General features: G+C 67.5%; 1 protein-coding gene. It reads right to left on the bottom strand.

Annotated features, from left to right (window positions below; genetic code table 11):
• Positions 1 to 56 precede the first annotated feature (56 nt).
• Entirely contained in the window at positions 57 to 21,944 is a 21,888-nt protein-coding gene (locus tag ACQY8B_RS15840; RefSeq protein WP_422087585.1) for an Ig-like domain-containing protein, read from the bottom strand.
• Positions 21,945 to 22,622: the final 678 nt, after the last annotated feature.

Here is a 22,622-nt window from a genome sequence, read left to right as displayed (position 1 = left end):
GGAAGAAGTGTGAGGCGCGGGTTGCACCCCCTTCCTTCCTCGGCCGGCAATGCGCTTCAGACCAGTACAAGCTGATGGTTGGCGAGCAGCGTTGCCAGGTCGGTGGCTACGCCGTTGAGCGTGACAAGCGGCGTTTCCGAATAGGCGCTGCCGGATCCGTCGCGGTCGATGCTCAACGTCGTGTTGCCGTCGCTCACCGTCGCGCTGAGGTAGTCGGCGATGTTGTCGCCCGCGTCCGCCTTGTAACCGACCAGCAGTTCCCTCAGGTCGATGCGGTCCGCATCGGGTGTTGCTTCGAAGGCGCCAACCGTGAACCCGTTGACAGAGTCGAAGCCGTTGCCGCCGGTGGCGTCGCTGGAAGCCAGCAGCTTGTACAGCACCGTGTCGCTGCTTCCGCCCACGAGATCGAATACGTCGTTTCCGCTACGCCCTTCGAACTGGTCGCCGATATCGTAGGTCCAGGCGGTTGCATTCGCCCCCGTCATGCTCATCTGGGCGATTCTTGTTTCGCCCTGCTGAGAGGCTTGCCGATCAACGGCAATGCCATCCTGGACCCACAGGGACGCAGCGCTGTCCAGCCGGTTGGTGTAGACGTTGTACGTTTCCCCGCGCCACTCCTGCTTGGCAGCCAGCGACCAGGTGTCCTCGATCACCACCTGGTCGGAGCGACCACCCTGGACGAGAAGGGTGTCGGTCGTGTCCGATGCGCCAAGCACGTCTGCGAGCGTCAGCTTCAGGATGTTGGCGTTCTTGTCACCGAGGTGGATGGTCTCGATGTTCTTCACCTTTGCGGCGATGTCGCTGAAGTTGAGGTTCTGCGTCGAATCCCAGATCAGGGTGTCGTTGCCGGCGCCACCATCGACCGACGTGAAGCTGGTGTCCTTGATGATGATGTAGTCGTTCCCGCCGCCGGCGTTGAGCACGCTGGCACCTTTGCGTCCATCGAGCGTGTTGACGGCATCGTTGCCGCTCAGCGTGCCCGAACCATCGATGTAGCTGGCAGTCACCGGGTAGCTCTGGGTATCGCCCGCGCCCCGGATCGATCCATCGGCATTCACTATGATGGTCTTGATATCTCCTTGGAATCCATAGGTGGAGCCGCCTCTGTAGCCCCAATAGTCGAGTGCCAGGGTCTTCGTCCAACTCACCACATAGCCGCCGTCCGGCAGCGCGGTCACCGCAGGCTCCAGATCATTCGACCATCCTCCGGCTGATATTTGCGTTTCGCCACCCAGCTTGTTGCCGGCTGCATCGAACGTCTGGCCGTAAATCTCGGATGTCGAGGGACTGGTGGACTTGCTCCACACCACCACGTAGCCGCCATGGGCAAGAGCCGCAGCGCCAAGCTGAACAACCATGCCGTCGAACCCGACGCCGTTGACGCCGCTCGTCGTGGTGTTGACGCGTACTTCCTCGGGATCGCTGGCCGTGATCGACTGGCTGGAATTGTTCCAGGCGAAGCGTCTTGCATAGACGTTGAACTCGTCCATTGATCCATTTGAGGTCCCGGCGGTGTGGTTGGACGCCCAGATGGTGACGAAGCCGCCTTCCTTGAGTGACACGACTTGCGCGCCAACCTGATAGCCGAGGAATTTTGTGTTCGCCGGCACTTCGCTCCCGACCATTCTTCCGGTGTTGAAGTCGTAGACGCGCACAAACATGTCGGTCTTCGCCCAGCTGGTCGTCGTGGCACCCTTGTTGCTCATGTAGAGCATCGCGTACCTGTCGTTGTCTATGGCAACTGCCGCGAGGCCTTGAGTGCAGACTCCGGTTTGATCCCCGGTTGGCGCACCGAGGTTGCGCACATTCTGGGCAAAGCCGTTCATCCAGTTGGTACCGGAGGTCAGTGCTACAGGATTCATGTCGATATCCGATCCGTCGGCTCTGAATCGCATCTGATAGATGTTGTAGTTGTGTATCGTTCCTGAGGCATAGAGCAGCGCATACCGGCCGTCCGGCATGGCGACATAGGTTGGCTCCACTTCGTACGGATCGGGATTCCTGAGATTTTCCGTCGGGCCAAGAGCCGTGCCGCTGCTGTTGAATCTCTTGATGTGCGGAACCATGCTGTTGTTCGACGAATAGAACACGTTGAACGATCCATCCGCCTTGAATGCAACATCGTAGGATTTGATGTACTGCAGCAGATCGTTCGTCGAATACCCGTCCGTTACGTTCGATGTGGCGGAAATGGTGACTTGGCCGCCGATCTTCGCGCCCTGCTGCGAGAACTTCTGGGCAAACAGGTCATAGTCGGCGTACATCTGGGTGGCCCGCGCGCCCTTCGCCGAAACATAGAACAACCAGTAGCTTCCGTCAGAAAGCGCGTAGGCCTTCGACGCGGCATCATCGCCATAGCTCGACACCGCGTCGTTGATGACCGGCTTCACGATCCTGAAAGTCTCCACCTCGGAAACCTGGCCGCCCGAGCCATCCGCAACGTTGACGTAAGCCTTCACGGTGTAGGAGCCGCTTCCCAGCCGGGTCGATCCCCATGCCGAGGAGGCGATCTTCCAGCCGCCCAGGTTCGCGTCCATCGTCACGTCGCTCGCGCTGCTGAATGTCTTCACGACCTTGCCGGTGCTGTCGGCCACCTCGACGGTCAACTTCTCGCCGGCTCCAATCTTGCCGCGGCCGATGAGGGAGGGCTGGACCTCCGCCATGTAGTCGAAGCTCTGCGAACGAATCACGGTTGCGTCGCGATAGATCACCACGCCCGGATTCGAAGCAGCACTGACGCCATTGCCGGCCACGTCGACGATCCTGGCGTCCACATTCACGACGAGATCCGATGAACCGTTCCAGTTGATCCGATTTGCTTGAGGGATGGAAAGCGACCAGGTCGAACCCGTCACCTTCAAGGCAGCGTCGATTCCTTGCTTGTAAGTCACGCCATTGCAGGTAACCCACACGCTGTCGCCCGCAGCAAGGCCGGAGACGGTGCCGGTGATCGTGGGCGTGGTGTCGGCCGTGCTCAATGCATTGACCGTGATGCTGCCAGCTGGCGGCGTGACGTCGATCGTCACAGCCTTCGTCTGTTCGGCTCCGATGTTGCCGGCGGCATCGACGACGCGAACCTGGTAGGTATGCTGTCCTTCGCTCAGCACCGGGCCGCCGGAGTAGCTCCACGCCGTACCGGTTGTGGCTACGTTGACCCAGGTTCCGTTGTCGAGGCGGATCTGCACCGTCTCGTTGCTTCCAAGCGTCCTGCTCAGCGATCCGTTCACCGTCAGGGTGTTGTCCGTGGTGATGAAGTCGGTGGAGCTGACGCCGTTGTCTTCCGAGATCGAATCGATGCTGACCGAGATCGACGGCAGCGCGAGGCTCACGGTCAGGCTGAACGGTGCGGATGCCGTGCCGGCGTTGCCGCTGGCGTCGGTGATCACGGCTTTGTACTCATGCAAGCCCTTGCCTACGCCGCTGAGCTGCTGCGTCCAGGTACCGTTGAGAACCGTCGCGTCGCCAAGGAAGGTCGAGCCTTCGTAGATCTTCACCACGTCGCCTGCGTTCAGGCCGCTTACCGTGCCCTTGAGCACCGGCGTGGTGTCGTTTGTGCTCGTGCCGCTCGCGTAGTCGCCTGTGTTGGGCGCCACGTCGTCGGTGTAGGCGGTGATGGCCACGGCGTTGCCGGTGGTCGGGGCGGTAATGTCGATGAGCACGGCCTGGGAGGCGGACGCCGCCAGATTGCCCGCGGTGTCGACCACACGCACCCGGTAGTCGTGCCTGCCTTCGGTCAGCACTCTGCCGTCGACGTAGCTCCAACTGCCGTTGGTGACCGTCAGGTTGGTCCAGCTGCTGCCGTCGGCGCTGATCTGCGCTACCTCGTCGGCTGCCATCTTGCCGGTCAGCGTGCCGTTGATGGTCAAGCTGGTGTCGTTGGTGATGAAGTCACCGGCGACTCCGGTGTCGGTGGTGATCGACCCGATGCCGATCGAGACGCCGGACGAAGACTGGGTGTCGATCACCACACGCTGGCTGGTCGGGCTGCCGGTGTTCCCGGCAGCGTCGATGACGCGGGCCATGAAGGCATGTTCGCCCGGCGCAAGCGCCACGCCGGTGTTGTCCAGCTGGTAGGTGCTGCCGGAGACAAGGGTCGTGTCCTTCCAGGTTGTGCCGTTGTCGAGCGATATCTGCACTTTCTCGCCCGCGCCGATCGCGGCGTTGACCGTTGCCGTGACGACGAGGGTCGTGTCGCTGGTGATGAAGTCGGTGGCGCTCAGGCCGGTATCGGCGCTGATGGCGGTGATCGTTGCCAGTTGCGACGGTGCGACCGTGTCGACCGTGAAGTTCAGCGGCGACGACTTCGGCCCTTCGTTGCCGGCCGCGTCGACGCTGCTTGTCGTCAGGCGGTGAGCGCCGTTGGCCAGTTCCTTGCCGGCTTCGGGCGTGAAGCTCCACTTGCCCGCGCCGTCCGCGGTTGCGGTGCCGATCAGCGTGCCGTTGTCGTAGATCCTGACAGTGCCGTTGGGCTCGGCCGCGCTGCCCTTCAGCACGGGGCGGATTTCGTTGGTGGTGCTGCCCGAGGTGATGGCGCCGGTGACCGGTGCAGTCTCGTCCATGACGCTTTCGACGGAAGGTGCCGTGGAGGGCGCAACCGTGTCGACCGTGAAGTTCAGCGGCGACGACTTCGGCCCTTCGTTGCCGGCCGCATCGACGCTGCTTACCGTCAGGCTGTGCGCGCCGTTGGCCAGTTCAGAACCCGTTGCGGGCGTGAAGCTCCACTTGCCAGCACCGCCCGCCGTCGCTGTGCCGATGAGCGTGCCGTTGTCGTAGATCCTGACCGTGCTGTTCGGCTCCGCTGCGGAGCCTGTCAGGGCGGGCCGGGTGTCGTTGGTCGCACCGCCCGGCGTGATCGCACCAATGGCAGGGGCCGTGTTGTCCGTGACGCTATCGATGGAAGGCGCCGCCGCGGGCGCGCTCTGGTCGATGCTGAGTGTGAAGACCGCAGAGGCGCTGCCCCGGTTGCCCGCCGCGTCCTCGACGCGGGCGACGTAGCGGTAGCGGGTGCCGTCGACGAGGCCAGAATCCTGGAAGGTCCACGCCGAGGCGCCGGTCATGGTGGCGGCGCCGAGGCGTACGCCGTCGCGATAGATCGCGACCACTTCACCCGCGTCCAGTGTGCCTCCGACCGTGCCGTTGAGTTGAGGTGCCCCGTCGTTGGTGGTGCTGCCCGATTCGAATGTGCCTTGCAGCGGGTCCTGGTTGTCTGTGTAGCTCTTGATCGTCGCCGTTTGGGTCGGTGCGTCCTGATCGAGCTTTATCGCGTAGGCCGCGCTCTGCGCGCCCTGATTGCCGCTCGAGTTCACGACGCGGGCCGTGTAGCTGTAGGTCATGCCGTCGACCAGCCCCGTGTCGCGGAAGCTCCAGGCGGTGCCGGTCACGGTGGCGGTTCCGACCACAGTGCCGTCGCGCAGCACCTGGACCACGTCGCCCGCGTTCAGGGCGGTCGAGATCGAGCCACCGAGCGTTGGCGTGGCATCGTTGGTCGCGCCGCCGTTGGGCACGTTGCCCTGTACAGGATCCCTGTCGTCCTGTACCTGCAGGATCTGCACCGCCTGCGAGACGGCCGAGGTGTTGACGGTGAAGCTCAGGCTGTTGGAGGCGGCACCGGCGTTGCCGGCAGCGTCCATGACCCTGGCCTCGTAGGTGTAGGTCGACCCGCTCGCGAGACCTGCGTCGTCGAAGGTCCATGTCTTGCCGGAGACCTTCGCGATGCCGACGTTCAGGCCGTTGCGGAACACATACAGCTGTTCGGTACCGCCGAGCGCGGAGGAGAGGCGGCCTTCCAGCGTGGGCGAGTCGTCGTTGGTGCTGCCGTTGGCCGCGATGTCGCCCGAAACCGGGTCGACGTTGTCGATGGCGCGGGTAAGCACCACCGTCTGCGTCGGCGCCGTGGTGTCGATGCGAACGGTATAGGCGCTGGAGTAAGGCCCCGGGTTGGAGGCCGCGTCCTGTACGTGGGCGACGTAGGCGTAGGTCGTACCGGTGGCAAGGCCGCTGTCGGCATAGGTCCAGTGCGTTGCATCCGTCATGGTCGCGGTGCCGGCCACCATGCCGTTGCGCAGCAGGACGACCTTCTCGCCCGACCGCAGCGCGGCCGATATGGTGCCGGTCAACATCGGTGCCGTGTCGTTGGTATAGCCGTTGTCAGCCACGGTGCCTTGTTGCGGATCGACGTCGTCGATCACGGCTGTGACCACGGCAACGGTGGTCGGGCCGGTGGTCTGCAGCGTGATGGCATAGGGCGAGGAGGCCACGCCGGCATTGCCTGCGGCATCTTCGACCCGGGCGGTGTAGCTGTAGCGTGTCGCGTTGACGAGGCCGGTGTCGTCGATGAAGAACCAGCCTGTGCCGGAGACCGACGCGCGACCGATCTTCACGCCATCGCGATAGACCGCGACCACTTCGTTGCTGCCCAGGCCGGCCGACAGCGTGCCTCGCAACTCGGGCTGCGAGTCGTTGGTGGTGCCGCCATTGGCAATGTTGCCCTGGCCCGGATCGACGTTGTCGAACACGGTCGAGATCGTCACCTGCAGCTCCGGCGCTGGAGGCGAGGCGTCGACCGTGATGGTGTAGCGGTTGGAGATGGCGCCGCGGTTGCCCGCAGCGTCTTCGACGCGGGCGGTATAACGGTAGCTGGTGCCGTCGGCGAGGCCTGCGTCATCGAAGCTCCAATGGGTCGCGTCGGTCATCGTTGCTGTGCCGACGACCACGCCGTCGCGCAGCACGGCAACCTTCTCGCCGGCCTGCAGCGCGGCCGAGATGGTGCCTTCCACCTGCGGCGCCAGGTCGTTGGTGTAGCCGTTGTTTGCCACCGTGCCCTGCTGGGGATCGATGTTGTCGTTGACCGCGGTCACGACCGTCGATTGCGTTGGCGCGTTGGTGTCGACCGTGAAGTCCAGCGTCTTCGATTGCGGCCCCTCGTTGCCGGCCGTATCGACGCTGCTCGCCGTCAGGCGGTGTGCGCCTTCGGCCAGTTCCTTGCCGGCCTCGGGCGTGAAGCTCCACTTGCCGGCGCTGTCCACCGTGGCGGTGCCGATGAGCGTGCCGTTGTCGTAGATCCTGACCGTGCCGTTCGGCTCCGCGCCCGCACCTTTGAGCTGGGGTCGGGTGTCGTTGGTCGCACTGCCCGATGTGATCGGCCCGGTGACCGGTGAAGTGTTGTCCGTCACGCTGTCGATAGAGGGCGCCGTCGCAGGCGCTGTCCGGTCGACGGCGAGCGTGAAGACTGCCGAAGATCCGCCCTGGTTGCCCGCCGCGTCCTCGACGCGGGCGGTGTAGCTGTAGCGGGTGCCGTCGACGAGGCCTGAATCCTGGAACGTCCAGGCCGAGGCACCGGTCATGGTGGCGGCGCCGAGGCGGACGCCGTTGCGATAGATCGCCACCATTTCACCCGCATCGAGCGTACCGTCCAGTGTCCCGTTGAGCTGCGGCGTCGCGTCGTTGGTCGTGCTGCCCGACCCGAAGGTGCCCTGCGTCGGGTCCTGGTTGTCCGTGTAGCTCGTGATTGCCACCGACTGGGTCGGCGCCTTCAGGTCGACGGTGATCGCATGGGCCGCGCTTTGCGCACCCTGGTTGCCGGCCGAGTTCACGACACGGGCGGTGTAGTTGTAGGTCATGCCATCGGCCAGGCCCGTGTCCTGGAGGTACCAGGCCGTCCCGGTCACGGTGGCGGTGCCGATCACCTTGTCGTTGCGCAGTACCTCGACCACATCGCCTGCATTGAGGGCGGTGGAGATCGAGCCGCTGAGCAATGGCCGGGTTTCGTTGGTCATGCCGCCGTTGACCAAGTTGCCCTTCGCCGGCTCGGTGTCATCCAGCACCCGCAGGATCTGCACGGTCTGGGAGACACCCGAGGTATTGACGGTGAAGCTCAGGCTGTTGGAGGCGGCGCCGGCGTTGCCGGCAGAGTCCATGACCCTGGCTTCGTAGGTGTAGGTCGTGCCGCTCGAGAGGCTGGCGTCCTCGAAGGTCCAGGCGGTGCCCGTGACCTTCGCGATGCCGGCGTGCAAGCCATTGCGGAACACGTGCAGTTGCTCGGTGCCGCCGAGCGCCGCCGAGATCGTGCCCTCGAGCGTCGGCGTGTCGTCGTTGGTGTGGCCGTTGGCCGGGATGTCTCCGGAGACCGGGTCGACGTTGTCGATGGCGCGGACCAGCTTCACCGTCTGCGTCGGCGCGGTGGTGTCGATGCGGATGGTATGGGCGTTCGACTCGGCCCCCGGATTGGAGGCCGCATCCTGCACGCGGGCGGTGTAGACGTAGCTGCGGCCATTGGAGAGGCCGCTGTCGGCGTAGGTCCAGTGGGTCGCATCCGTCATGGTCGCGGAGCCGATTTCCTTGCCGTCGCGCAGCACGATGACCTTCTCGCCCGCCTGCAGCGCGGCCGAGACCGTGCCCGTCACCTTCGGCGTGGTGTCGTTGGTATAGCCGTCGTTGGCCACCGGGCCTTGCTGCGGATCGACGTCGTCGGTCACGGCCGTGATGGTGGTAGTGGTGGGCGGGCCGGAGAGCTTCAGCGTGATGACGTACGGCGACGAAGCCGCGCCGCCGTTGCCCGCGGCATCTTCGACGCGCGCGGTGTAGCTGTAGCTCGCGGCATTGGCGAGGCCGCTGGTGTCGGTGTAGGACCAGCTCGTGCCCAGGACCGTTGCGGTGCCGATCCTGACGTTGTCGCGATACACCGCGACGACCTCGTTGCCGCCCAGGCCGCCCGTCACCGTTCCCCTGAGCTCCGGCTGCGAGTCGTTGGTGGTGCCGCCGTTGGCGACGTCGCCCTGCACCGGGTCGGCGTTGTCGAACACGGTCGAGATCGTGGCCTTCTGCATCGGCACGGAGGTGTCGATGGTGACGGCATAGCCGCCCGAGATGGCGCCCCGGTTGCCGCCGGCGTCCTCGACGCGCGCGGTGTAGCTGTAGGTGCGGCCGTCGCTCAGGCCGGCGTCGTCGAAGGTCCAGCTGGTGGCGTCGGTCATTGTCGCGGTGCCGATGACGGCGCCGTCACGCAGCACGACGACTTTCTCGCCAGCCTGCAGCGCCGCCGAGATCGTGCCCGCCACCTGCGGCGCGGCATCGTCGGTATAGCCGCCGTCCGCCACCTTTCCACGCAGCGAGCCCTGGTCGTCGTTGATCGAGACGATGGTCGTCGATTGCGACGGCGCGATGGTATCGACCGTGAAGGCCAGCGGTGCGGAACGCGGACCCTCGTTGCCGGCCGCGTCGACGCTGCTCGTCGTGAGGCTGTGGGCGCCGTTGGCGAGTTCCCTTCCGGCCTCTGGCGTGAAGCTCCACTTGCCGGCGCTGTCCACCGTGGCCGTTCCGATGAGCGTGCCGTTGTCGTAGATCCTGACGATGCCGTTGGGTTCGGCACCCGAGCCCTTCAGCTCGGGGCGGGCATCGTTGGTGGTGCCGCCCGCGGCGATGGAGCCGGTGACCGGTGCGACGTCGTCGAAGGCGCTTTCGATGGAAGGCGCTGCCGTGGGTGCACGCTGGTCGACGGTGAGCGTGAAGGACGCCGAGGCGCCGCCCCGGTTGCCCGCTGCGTCTTCGACACGCGCGACATAGCTGTAGCTGGTGCCATCGACGAGGCCGGCGTCCTGGAAGGTCCAGGTGGAGTCACCGGTCAGGGCGGCGGCGCCGAGGCGCTGGCCGTTGCGATAGATCACCACCGCGCTGCCGGCATTGAGCGGGCCGGTGAGCGTGCCGTTGAGCAGCGGCGATGTGTCGTTGGTCGTGCTGCCCGATGCGAAGGTGCCCTGTTGCGGGTTCTGGTCGTCGATGAAGTTGAGGATGGTCGCCGACTGGATCGGCGTCTCCGTGTTCACGGTCAGCGAGAAGTCCGCGGAGGCTGTGCCCTTGTTGCCTGCCGCGTTGGCAATTACCGCCTTGTAGGTGTGCGTGCTGCCGCTGGCCAGGGCCGGCAGCGCGAAGGTCCAGGCGTTGCCGTTGACGGTGGCCGTGCCCAGCAGCGCGGTGCCTTCGAGGATCTGCACGATGTTGCCGGTCTTCAGGCCCGAAACCGTGCCCTTGAGCACCGGCGTGGTGTCGTTCGTGCTCGTGCCGCTGCCGTAGTCGCCGGTATTGGGCGCCACGTCGTCGGTGTAGGCGGTGACGGCCACCGCGTTGCCGGCGGTGGGGCTGCTGTTGTCGATGACCACGACCTGCGAGGTCGGCTGCCCCGCGTTGCCGGCCACGTCCACCACGCGCGCCAGGAAGGTATGGCTGCCGTCGGGCAGCGAGGCGGCGGTGTTGTCGAACTGGTAGTTGCCGCCGCCGACGGGCGTGGCCTTGTTCCAGGTCTTGCCGTTGTCCAGCGAGATTTCCACCGTGGCGCCGGGCTCCAGCGCCGCGTCGACCGTGAGCGTCGCCACGAGGGTGCGGTCGCTGGTGACGAAGTCGCTGGCGCTGGTGCCGGTGTCGGTACTGATCGCGACGAGCGTGGCCTTGGCCGTGGGCGGCGTGACGTCCACGTTGACCGTGAAGACGCTCGACTGCGGGCTCTCGTTGCCCACCGGGTCGGTGGCCGTGGTGGTGAGCTTGTGCGCGCCCTCGGTCAGCGGCGTGGTCGGCGTGAAGCTCCAGCTGCCGTCGGCCTTCACCGTCGTGGAGCCGAGGAAGCTGCCGTTGTCGTAGACCTTGATGACGTCGCCGGCCGTCGCGCCGCTGCCGCCGAGCGTGGGCGTGGTGTCGTCGGTGAAGCCGCCGTTGGCGAGCGGGCCCTGCACGAGGCCGACGTCGTCGCCGACACCGGCGATCTTCGGCGAGTCAGGTGCGGTCGTGTCGATGGTCAGCTCGATGGCGGCTTCGCCCTTCTTGCCTGCGGCATTCACCGCCGTGGCCTTGTACTCGTGCCTGCCTTCGTTCTGCGCAGGCAGCACCAGGCGCCAGTTGCCGCCGGCATCTGCCGTGGTCGAGCCGAGAACCGGTCCGTTCGCACCGTCCGTCACGGTCACGAGGGCGCCGGCAGTGGTCTTGCCAACGAGCGTGGGCGTGGTGTCGTCGGTGCGCGAGCCGGATGCGAGGTCGGCCTTGATGCTGCCCTGGTTGTCCTCCGCATGGCCGATGCTGACGACGACGTCGCTGGTGTCGACCGTGAACGCCAGCGGCGCGCTGGCGGCGCTGGTGTTGCCGGCGGCGTCGGTGATCGTGTGCTTGATGCTGTGCGCGCCTTCGCCCAGCGGCTTGCCCGGCGTCATGCTCCATGCGCCGTCGTTCGCGGCCGTCAGGCTGGCGATGAGCGTGTCGCCGTCGTACACCTTGACGGTGTCGCCGGCCTTGAGGCCGTTGCCGCTGAAGGTGGGCGAGGCATCGTCGGTGGTTCCGCCTGCCGCGATCGGGCCCTTGAGCAGCCCTTGGCCATCCGTGACGACGACCACGGCCGGCGTGGCCGGCGCCGTGGTGTCGAGCATGACCGGGTACAGGCCGGTCGACGGGCTGGCCTGGCCCGCGCCGTCAACCGCGACCGCGCGCAGGTTCTTGACGCCGTCGCCGCTCAGGGGGCTGGTGGTCACGCTCCAGGTACCGTTGGTGGCCACGCTGGTCGAGCCCACGGCCACGTCGTTGGCATACACCGTCACGACCGTGTCGGCCTTGGCCGTGCCGCCGAGCGTGAGGGTCGTGTCGTTGGTGCTGGCATCCTTGGCGAGGCTGCCCTTGTCGTCGCTCACGCCCGTGATTGCCGGTGCCGGCGGTGCATCGCCCAGCAGGGTGAATGTGGACGCGAGCGTGGACGCGCCGATGTTGCCGGCTGCATCCACCGGCCGTGCGGTGAAGCTGTGCGGGCCCTGGGCCAGGGGCTGGCCGGGCGTGAAGCGCCAGCTGCCGTCCGCGCGAACCGCCGCGCCGCCGATCAGCATGCCGTTGTCGTAGACGTTGACGCTCGCAACCTGGTTCGGGTCCGCCTTGCCGGCGTACTCGGGCTTGCTGTCGTCGGTCTGCGCGCCCGCGGCCAGCGGGCCGGTCATGGCGCCCACGTCATCCAGAACCTGGATGAGCGAGGCGTCCAGCGCCGGAGGCGGCGTGGTGTCCACGGTGAGCCTGAAGTCGTTCGCGCGCGGGCTCTCGTTGCCCGCCGCGTCGGTGAGCGTGTAGCTGACGGTGTGAGCGCCTTCGCCGAGCGGGAAGGTCGGCGTCAGCGTGCCGGTGTTCGGGTCGTAGGTGGCGGCGACCTTGGCGCCGTCGACATACAGCGACGGCGTCTGTCCGGCCGCGACGGAGGCGATCCTGAAGCCGGGCGTGGTGTCGTCGGTGGAAGAGGCCACGCTCGCCGGGTCCTGGGTGGCGCCGGTGCTGTCGACGTAGCTCGACACGGCGTCGGGCCTCGCCGGGGGTGTCGTGTCGACGTTGATCACGAAGGGCGCCGAATGCTGGCTCCGGTTCCCCACTGGGTCGGTGGCCGTTGCGGTGAGCTTGTGCTCGCCCTCGGCAAGCTGCGCGGTCGGGGCAGCCGTGGTGAAGCTCCATCGGCCGTCTGACTGCACCGTGGTGCTGCCGATGGCGCTGCCGTTGTCGTGGATCGTGATGATGTCCCCCGGCGTCGCGCCGCTTCCGCCGAGCGTGGGCCTCGTGTCGTCGGTGGCGGCACCGCTGGAGAGCGGACCCTGGACCGTGCCGACATCGTCACCGACCGCGGCGATGACCGGCACGGCCGGCGGCGTGGTGTCGATGGTGAGCGTGAATGCGGTTTCGCTGCTGTTGCCGGCCGCGTTCACTGCCGTGGCCTTGTAGCTGTGCGCGCCTTCTGCCTGCGCAGGCAGCATGAGGTTCCAGTTGCCGCTGGCATCCGCCGCGGTGGAGGCAAGGACGGCTGCTCCTTCCTTGATGGTCACCACTGCACCTGGGGTCGCCGTGCCCACGATCGTCGGCGTGGTGTCGTCCGTAGATCCGGTGGGGCGGGTCTTGATCTGCTGCCCTTGCCGGGTTTCGCCCGCCTTGGTGACGCTGACGGCAACCGCGCCGGTGTCGACCGTGAAGCCCAGCGGTGCGCTGGCGGCGCTGGTGTTGCCCGCGGCGTCGGTGATGGTGTGCGTGATGCTGTGCGTGCCCGGGACCAGGCCGGCGGGCGTGAGCTCCCAGCTGCCGTCGGACTTGACTGTCGTGCTGCCGAGCAGCGCGGCGCCGTCGTACACCTTGACCACCTCGCCCGGCGTTGCGCCGCTGCCGGCGAACGTAGGCGTGGTGTCGTCGGTGGAGCCGCCATTGCCGAACGCGCCCTGCACGGTGCCGAAGTTGTCCGTGGCTGAAACGGTGGCCGGGGTGGCCGGTGCCGTGGTGTCCAGCACCGCGCTGTCGTTCGCCGTCGGCCTTGAGACGTTGCCGGCGACGTCTTTGCTGATTGCGCTGACGCGGATCGGCGAGCCCTCGGCCGGGTTGGGGAAGGAGAAGTCGACGAAGCCCTTGGCAACATCCGCTGCGGCCAGCTTGACGTCGTACATGCGGGTGCCGTCGGTGACGCTGATTTCGTCGCCCACGTCGGCGCCGGACACGAGGGTGACCCGCGCTGTCACGTCTGCTCCCTTCTCCTTGGCGTTGATGAAGCCGTCGTTGTTGGCGTCGTTGACGATCGCGATGGCGATGACGGGTGCCACGCTGTCGACCGTGGCCAGGCCGGGCTGGCTGGCGTTGCCGGCGGCGTCGGTAGCGACGACTCGCAGCTGGGTGCCGTTGATGGCGGGTGTAGCGGGTGCGATGCGGTACTCGCCATTGCTGCCCGCGGTCGTGCTGCCGATGAGATTGCCTGCGCTGTCCCTGACGGTGACGACGGAGTCTGCCTCGGCCGTGCCGGCAATCGTGCTGCCCGAGGTTGGCTTGATGGTCGGCATATCCGGAGCCTTGCTGTCGACCGTGGTCCTGGCGGACGGGCCGGTGTTGCCGGCGGCGTCGGTGGCGGCGACTTCGAGCACGGTGTCGTGCTTCGGAGCATTCGCCGGCTTGACGGTGTAGTTGCCGCTCGCGTCAGCCGCGGCGCTGCCGACCAGGTTGCCCGCGCTGTCCTTCACCGTGACCACCGAGCCGGCCTCTGCCGTGCCGGCGATGAGGCCGCCACTCGTGGGTTTGACGGTGGGCATTGCCGGGGCTGAGCTGTCCACCGTGGCAGTGGCTGCAGGGCCGGTGTTGCCGGCGGCGTCGGTTGCGGAGACGCCGAGCGTCGCGCCATGCGCGGGAGGAGTCGCGGGCTTGACCGCATAGTTTCCGCCGGCGTCGGCTGTCGCGCTCCCGATCACCTTGCCGGTCTGGTCCGCGACCGTGACGATGGAGCCTGGCTCTGCCTTGCCGGTGATGGTGCTGCCGTTCGTCGGGTCGACCGTAGGCCTTTGCGGAGGCACGGCGTCCACCGTTGCCGTGGTTGCTGCGCTGACGTTGCCAGCCGCGTCGGCGGCCACCGCGCTGATCTTCGCGCCGTCTTCCGGCGGCTTGGCCGGCGTGATGGCGTAGGAGCCGTCGGATGCCGCAGTGGCGCTGCCGATGACCTTGCCCGTGCCGTCGCTGATGGTGACGGTCGAACCGGACTCTGCCGTGCCTGTGATCGGATTGCCATGGTTCGGGGCAATCGTCGGCGCTTCGGGCGCCTTGCTGTCGACCGTGGCGCTGGCGGGCGAGCTGGCGTTGCCCGCCGCGTCGGCGGCCGTGACCTCGAGCACCGTGCCGTGCGCCGGACGGGTCGTGGGCTTGACGGTGTAGACGCCGTTCCCGTCGGTGGTGGCGCTGCCTACGAGGCTGCCCGCCTTGTCCTTGACGGTGACGACCGAGCCGGGCTCGGCCGAGCCGGTGATCGTGTCGCCGTTCGTTGGTTTGACCGTGGCGGTGGCCGGGGCCGCGCTGTCTACCGTTGCCTTGACTTCGGGGCTGGTGTTGCCGGCGGCGTCGGTAGCGGTGGCGTGCAGTACGGCGCCGTGCGCCGGGGTGCTCGCCGGCTTGATGGAATAGCTGCCATCGGCTGCGGCGGTTGCGCTGCCTACGACCTTGCCCGCATCGTCCTTGACGGTGACGACCGAGTTGGCCTCCGCCGTACCGGCGATCAGCTTGCCGTTCGTCGGGTTCACCGAGGGCTTTGCCGGAGGCATGTTGTCCACCGTTACCGTGGCCTCCGGACTGGCATTGCCGGCGGTGTCGATGGCCACGGCCTTGAGCGTCGTACCGTCTTCCGGCGGCTTGGCGGGGTTGATGGCGTAGGTGCCGTCGGCCCCGACGGTCGCGCTGCCGATGACCTTGTCCGAGCCGTCCTTCACCGTGACCACCGAGCCGGCTTCAGCCGTGCCCGTGATCGAGCTGCCGTTGGTCGGGTTGAGCTTCGGGGCGTCCGGGGCCTTGCCGTCGACCGTGGCCGAAGCGGGCTGGCTGGCATTGCCCGCCGGGTCGGTGGCGACGATGCGCAGTTGCGCGCCATCCGCCGGCCTGGCCGTGGGCTTGATGCTGTACTTGCCGTCGCTCGCTGCGATGGCGCTGCCGATCGCGGTGCCCGCGTCGTCGAAGACCGTGACCAGCGCGCCGGCCTCGGCTGTGCCTGTGATCGGGTCGCCGTTGGTCGGGTTGGCGATGGGCGCTGCCGGGGGCACGCTGTCCACCCTGGCCGTGGTCGCCGGGCCGATGTTGCCGGCCGCATCGGTGGCGGCGACGTTGAGCGCCGTGCCGTTCGCGGGAGTGTTCGCCGACTTGACGGCATAGCTGCCGTTCACCCCGGCGGTTGCGCTGCCGATGAGGTTGCCTGCGCCGTCTTTCACCGTGACCACCGAGCCGGGCTCGGCCGTGCCGGTGATCAGGTTGCCGTTGGTCGGATTCACCGTGGGCCTTGCCGGAGGCAGGCCGTCCACCGTTGCCGTGACTTCAGGGCTGGCATTGCCTGCCTTGTCGGTGGCTGCGACCTTGATCGTCGCGCCGTCTTCCGGCGGCTTGGCGGGATTGACCGTGTAGGTGCCATCGGCCGCGGCGGTCGCGCTGCCGATGACCTTGTCCGCGCCGTCCTTCACCGTGACCACCGAGCCGGGCTCCGCCTTGCCCGTGATCGAGCTGCCGTTGGCCGGGTTGACCGTGGGCGCGTCGGGTGCCACGCCGTCTACCCTGGCCGTGGCGGGCTGGCTGACGTTGCCGGCCGCGTCGGTGGCGGCGACGCTGAGCAGCGTGCCGTCGGCGGGCTTGCCGGCCGGCTTGACGGCATAGCTGCCGTTGGCTGCAGTGGTCGCGCTGCCGATGACGTTGCCCGCGCCATCCTTGACCGTGACGATCGAGCCGGGCTCGGCCGTGCCGGTGATCTGGTTGCCGTTGGTCGCATCGACGGTGGGCGCGACGGGTGCTTCGCCGTCGACCGTGGCCCTGGCTTCGGGGCTGGCGTTGCCTGCGGCGTCGGTGGCGACCGCGCGCAGCACCGTGCCGTTCGGCAGGGTGGCGGCTGGCGCGATGCTGTAGGCGCCGCTCGCGGCGGCGGTCGCGCTGCCGATGAGGTTGCCCGCGCTGTCCTTGACCGTGACCACGGAGCCGGCCTCGGCCGTGCCCGCGATGCTGTTGCCCGCGGTCGGGGCGATCGTCGGTGCCGGGGGCAGCACGCGGTCGACTGTTTCCCGGGCTTCAGGACTGGCGTTGCCCGCAGCGTCGGTGGCCACGGCGCGCAGCACGGTGCCGTGCGCCGGAATGGCTGCGGGCTTGATGCTGTAGGTGCCGTTGGGCGCGGCGATGGCGCTGCCGATGAGCCTGTCCGAATCGTCGGTGACCCGGACCACGGCGCCGGCTTCCGCGGTGCCTGTGATCAGGTTGCCGTTGGTCGGCTCGACGCGCGGCGCATCTGGCGCCTGGCTGTCGACCTTGGCCGTGGCCTCGGGACTGTTCGTGCCGGCTGCGTTGGTGGCAACGACGTGCAGTACCGTGCCGTGTGCCGGGGTGGCGTCAGGCGTGAGGCTGTAGGTGCCGCCGGCATCCGCCGTCGTGCTGCCGATGAGGTTGCCTGCGTCGCCCTTCACCGTGACCACCGAGCCGTGCTCGGCCGTGCCCGTGATCGGGTTGCCGTCGGTCGGGCTGATCGTGGGCGTCGCGAGCGCGGAGCGGTCGATCCTGGCCGTGGTTTCAGGGCTGGTGTTGCCGGCGGCGTCGGTGGCGACGGCATGAAGCACCGTACCGTGCGCCGGTGCGGCTGCGGGCGTGATGCTGTAGGCGCCGTTGGCGTCGGCGGTGGCGCTGCCGATGAGCGTGCCCGCGTCGTCCTTGACGGTGACGACGGAACCGGCTTCGGCCTTGCCAGCGATGCGACTGCCGTTGGTCGGGTTGACCGTGGGCGCGGTGGGCACCACGCTGTCGACCATGGTCCTGGCTTCGGGGCTGGCGTTGCCGGCGGCGTCGGTGGCAACGGCGCGCAGCACCGTGTCGTTCGCCGCTACGGTGGTGGGCTTGATGCTGTAGGCACCGTTGGCGTCGGCCTTCGTGCTGCCGACGAGGTTGCCGGCACCGTCCCTGACGGTGACGATCGAGTCGGACTCGGCCGTGCCGGTGATCAGGTTCCCGTTGGTCGGATTGAGCGTGGGCGCGGGAGGCGGCACGCTGTCGACCGTGGCCGTCGCGGGCTGGCTGGCGTTGCCGGCGGCGTCGGTGGCAATGACCTGGATCTGTGTGCCGTGCGCCGGCAGCGTGGCGATGTCGACGGCGAAGTTGCCGCCGGATGCGACGGTCGCGCTGCCGATGACCTTGCCCGCGCCGTCCCTGACCGTGACCACGGCGCCGGCTTCGGCCGTACCCGTGACCGTGCTGCCGTTGGTCGGGTTGACCGCCGGCGCGCCGGGCGCCTTGCTGTCGACCGTGGCGCTGGCGGGCTGGCTGGTGTTGCCGGCGGCGTCGGTGGCAGTGACGCTGAGCACCTCGCCGTGCCCCGGAGTCGTTGCCGGCGCGATGCTGTAGGCGCCGCTGGCTGCAGCGGTGGCGCTGCCGATGACATTGTTCGCGCCGTCCTTGACCGTGACGACGGACCCCGCCTCGGCCGTGCCCGTGATGAGGCTGCCCTTGGTGGGATCGACCTTGGGCGCGGAAGGCAGTTCGCCGTCGACCGTGGCCCTGGCCTCGGAGCCGGTGTTGCCGGCCGCGTCGGTGGCGGTCGCTCGCAGCACGGTGTTGTGGGCCAGAACGGTCGCGGGCTTGACGCTGTACACGCTGTTGGCGTCGGCGGTGGCGCTGCCGATGGCGTTGCCCGCGCCGTCCCTGATGGTGACGACCGATTTGGGCTCGGCCGTGCCCGTGATCAGGACGCCGTTGGTCGCGTCGATGGTGGGCCTGGCCGGAGGCACGCTGTCGACCGTGGCGCTGGCGGCCTGGCTGGTGTTGCCTGCGGTGTCGGTGGCAACGACATTGACCGTCGTGCCGTTCGCCAGTGTGCCGGCCGGGGTGACGATGTACGTGCCGTTGGGCTCCACGGTGGCGCTGCCGATGAGCTTGCCTGCGCCGTCCTTGATGGTGACCACCGAGCCAGGCTCGGCGGTGCCCGAGATCGCGCTGCCGTTGGTCGGACTGACCGTAGGCGCATCGGGGGCTTGGCCGTCGACCGTGGTCGTGGCGGGTTGGCTGGTGTTGCCGGCAGCGTCGGTGGCGGTGACGCTCAGCACCGCGCCGTTTGCCGGAGGCGTTGCCGGTGCGATGCTGTAGGCGCCGTTGGCATCCGCGGTGGCGTTGCCGACGACATTGCCCAGGCCGTCCTTGATGGTGACGACCGAGCCGGCCTCGGCCATGCCGGTGATCCGGCTGCCGTTGGTCGGTGCGACCTTGGGCGCGGAGGGCAGTTCGCTGTCGACCGTGGCCCTGGCTTCGGGGCTGGTGTTGCCGGCGGCGTCGGCGGCGGTCGCGCGCAGCACTGTGTTGTGGACCGGAATGGTCGAGGGCTTGATGCTGTAGGCGCCGTTGGTGTCGGCCGCCGTGCTGCCGACGACATTGCCGGCACCGTCCCTGATGGTGACGACCGATTGGGGTTCGGCCGTGCCGGTGATCAGGAGGCCGTTGGTCGCATCGATGGTGGGCTTTGCCGGCGCCAGGCTGTCGATGGTGGTGGTGCCGGGCTGGCTGGCGTTGCCCGCGGCGTCGGTGGCAACGGCGCTGATCTTCACGCCGTGTGCCGGGAGCTTGGCAGGCGTGATGCTGTACACGCCGTTGGTGCCGGTCGTCGTGCTGCCGATGAGGTCGCCGGCGTCGTCCTTGACCGTGACCACGGAGCCGGGCTCCGCGGTGCCGGTGATCGGGCTGCCCGAGCTTGCGTTGAGCACCGGCGCAGGCGGCGGCGTGCCGTCGACCGTGGTCGTGGCCGGCTGGCTCGCGTTGCCTGCGGCGTCGACAGCAACGACGCTGATCTGCGTGCCGCCTGCCGGCCGCGCCGAGGGGTTGATGCCGAACTTGCCGTTGACGTCGGCGGTGGTGCTGCCGATGAGGTTGCCCGCGTTGTCCTTGATGGTGACGACCGAGCCGGCTTCGGCGGTGCCGGTGATCGCATTGCCGTTCGTTGCATCGACGGTGGGCGCCGGCGGAGGCGCGCTGTCGACCGTTGTCTTGGCTTCAGGGCTGGTGTTGCCGGCGGAGTCGGTAGCGGTCGCGCGCAGCACGGTGCCGTGCGCAGGAGGGGTGGCCGGAGCGACGCTGTAGGCGCCCGTGGAGGGCGAGGCGGTCGTGCTGCCGAGGAGCTTGCCCGAACCGTCCCTGATGGTGACGACGGAGCCGGGTTCGGCGGTGCCCTTGATCAGGCTGCCGTTGGTCGCGTCGATGGTGGGCCGTACCGGAGGCACGCCGTCGACCGTTTCGCTGGTTTCGGGGCCGGTGTTGCCGGCGGCATCGGTGGCGGCGACACGCAGCACCGTGCCGTTGGCCGGCGAGTTCGTCGGCGTCACTCTGTAGGTGCCGTCGGGTGCGGTGACGGCGCTGCCGATGAGCTTGCCCGCGTCATCCTTGATCGTGACGACCGAGCCGGCCTCTGCCGTGCCCGTGATCGGGTTGCCGTGGGTCGGATCGACCTTGGGCGCGAGGGGCGGCACGTTGTCTACCGTGGCCGCGGCCTCGGCGCTGGTGTTGCCGACGGCATCGGTGGCGGCGACGCGCAGCGTCGTGCCGTTTGCAAGCGGCGCCGCCGGAGTGATGCTGAACTTGCCGCTGGCATCTGCCGTGGTGCTGCCGATGAGCTTGCCCGCGCCGTCCTTGATCGTGACGACCGAGTCGGCCTCCGCGTTGCCCGTGACCGAATTGCCGTTCGTCGGGTTGACGACAGGCGCGTCGGGCGGCCTGCTGTCCACCGTCGTCGTGACCGGCCGGCCGACGTTGCCGGCAGGATCCTTGGCCACGATCTGGATCACCGTGCCGTCCGCCGGCGGCGTGGCCGGGGCGAGGGCATAGGTGCCGTTGGCTGCGGTGACCGCACTGCCGATCAAGCTGCCGTTGCCGTCGGTGATCGTGACCATCGAGTCCGGCTCGGAGGTGCCCGCGATCAGGCTGCCGTTGGTCGGGCGCACGGTCGGCGTAGGCGGCGTGCCGTCGATGGTGGCCGTGGCTGGTGCGCTGACGTTGCCCGCGGCGTCGGCAGCGACGACCTTGATCACCTCGCCGTTCGCCGGGCGCTTGGCCGGCGTGAAGTTGTAGATGCCGCTGGCCGCGGTGGTCGCGCTGCCGATGACGGCGCCATTGGCGTCGGTCGCGGTGATCACCGACCCCGGTTCCGCGGTGCCGGTGATGGGGCTGCCGTCGGTCGGGTTGATGGTGGGCGCGTCGGGCGCTGTGCTGTCGACCTTGATGATGGTGGGCAGGCTGGTGTTGCCTGCGGGGTCCGTGGCCACGACGCTGATCGCCTCGCCGTCGGCCGGTCGCTTCGCCGGAGCGACGCTGTAAGCGCCGTCGGAGCCGGCGGTTGCGCTGCCGATGATGTTGCCCGCGCCGTCCTTGATGGTGACTCGTGCACCAGGCTCGGTTGTACCCGTGATCGTGGTGCCGTCGGTCGGGTGGACCGAGGGCCCGGTGGGAGCCGAGCTGTCTACGGTGGCCGTGGCCGACGGGCTTGCGTTGCCGGCGACGTCCGTGGTCACGACGTGGATCACGGCACCGTCTGCCGGTGGCGTGGCCGGCGTGACGCGGTAGGTGCCGTCCTGGCCGGTGATCGTGCTGCCGATCAGGTTGCCGCGTTCGTCGGTGACTGTGACCACCGAACCCGGCTCCGCGGTGCCGGTGATGAGGCTGCCAGCCGTGGGGTCGACCGTGGGCATGCGGGGCGGCATGCTGTCGACGGTCGCCCTGGCTTCGGGGCTGACGTTGCCGGCGCGGTCCACCGCGACGACGAGAAGTTCCGTGCCGTGCGGCGGCGGCGCGGCGGGACGGACCTCGTAGGTGCCGTCGGGCGCGACAGTTGCGCTGCCGATTTCCTTGCCTGCGCTGTCGGTGACCCTGATGACCGTTCCGGGCTCCGCCGTGCCGGTGATCGAAATTGCGTTGGTCGGATTGATGGTGGGTCTGGCTGGCGGCATGGCGTCGCCGGGCGAGGTGAGCCGGGATGCCGGCATCGATGCACCGCTGCCGGCCCCTGCGTCGTCCGCCCCGCCGCTGCCACCCCCGGCAGCACCCGCCGCGGCCAGCCCACCGCCGACCAGCCAGGGAAGCATGCCGAAATTGAAGTCCTGATGCAAAAGCAAAGGCTCGATGGAATCGATGTCCGAATAATCGACGGCCAGATCGCCTTGGCCTTCGGCGAGCTTTGCCAGTTCCAGGCCGCCCTGGTCGTCGTTCACTACCAGATCGCTCTTGTTCCCGTCGAATGAAGTGAAGAAGCCGTGAACGATCACGACCTCGCCTGACACAGCGGTGATGACCAGATCGTCGCCAACGCGGCGCATTCCCTTGATCTGGTCCTTCGAGAGGCCGATGCGGACAACCGATGCTGCCTTCAGGGAAATCTCGTTCATCAGGATCTGGCTGATTTCTCCACCACGCTTAGCAATCACTTCCAACGAAAACATCTTCGCTCCTTGTCCTTGAATTGATTGGTCTTTCAAGGCTCTGTAATAAAAATTTGAACCAGGATGGGATGGTCGAATTCTGGAATATCTCAAAAGAACGGACAAATTGATTTAATTTGGCGTTCAAAAATCAATGAAACTTATCGACCATTTGCAGGTTGCTGGAAGGAGGCCCGTGGGCTGAACGCCTCGGTACCTTTGCCAGCACTGCTTGGACGGTGCAATGTAATGGTTTACATTGCGCGTAAAACATTTCAGTGTATGAACGCAGGTGTCAGTCGCCACCTCGAGAAATATTCTTCTGTTTGTATTTTTTAAAATGGATGTGAGAAAAGTCACGCGTTTAATAGGTCTTGAGAGGGTTCGGGGTTTTGTTAATTTCATATTTATTGCCATGGAGAGAAATGATCTAGAAAACCCCTTGAAAAGGCGGTCGAATCAATTTGCAGGAGGTTTGCGAAAAAAATCACGTCATCAAGACGGACGCGCGAAGCCCTCCGGAGCAGCTCGGATGGCGGGGCAGTTGTCGGTGGGGAGAGTTGAGGGCGCGTCGGCGCGAGCGACCCTCGTTCAGGCTTCCGGCCGGAGGCCGATTGGTTCAAGTGCGTTTCGCAGTCGAACTCGATCGTGCCCGAGCGGATGAATTGCTCATCCGCCGCCCGGCGAGTGGATCAATAT

This window comes from Variovorax sp. (assembly GCF_965279555.1).
Lineage (GTDB): Bacteria > Pseudomonadota > Gammaproteobacteria > Burkholderiales > Burkholderiaceae_C > Variovorax.
The sequence above is the reverse complement of the archived record's forward strand: the minus strand, read 5'-3'. Positions and strand labels throughout refer to the sequence as shown.

Excerpts from the sequence above, each read along its gene's own strand:
- ACQY8B_RS15840 (WP_422087585.1), bottom strand. The coding sequence starts at position 21,944 with ATGTTTTCGTTGGAAGTGATTGCTAAGCGTGGTGGAGAAATCAGCCAG.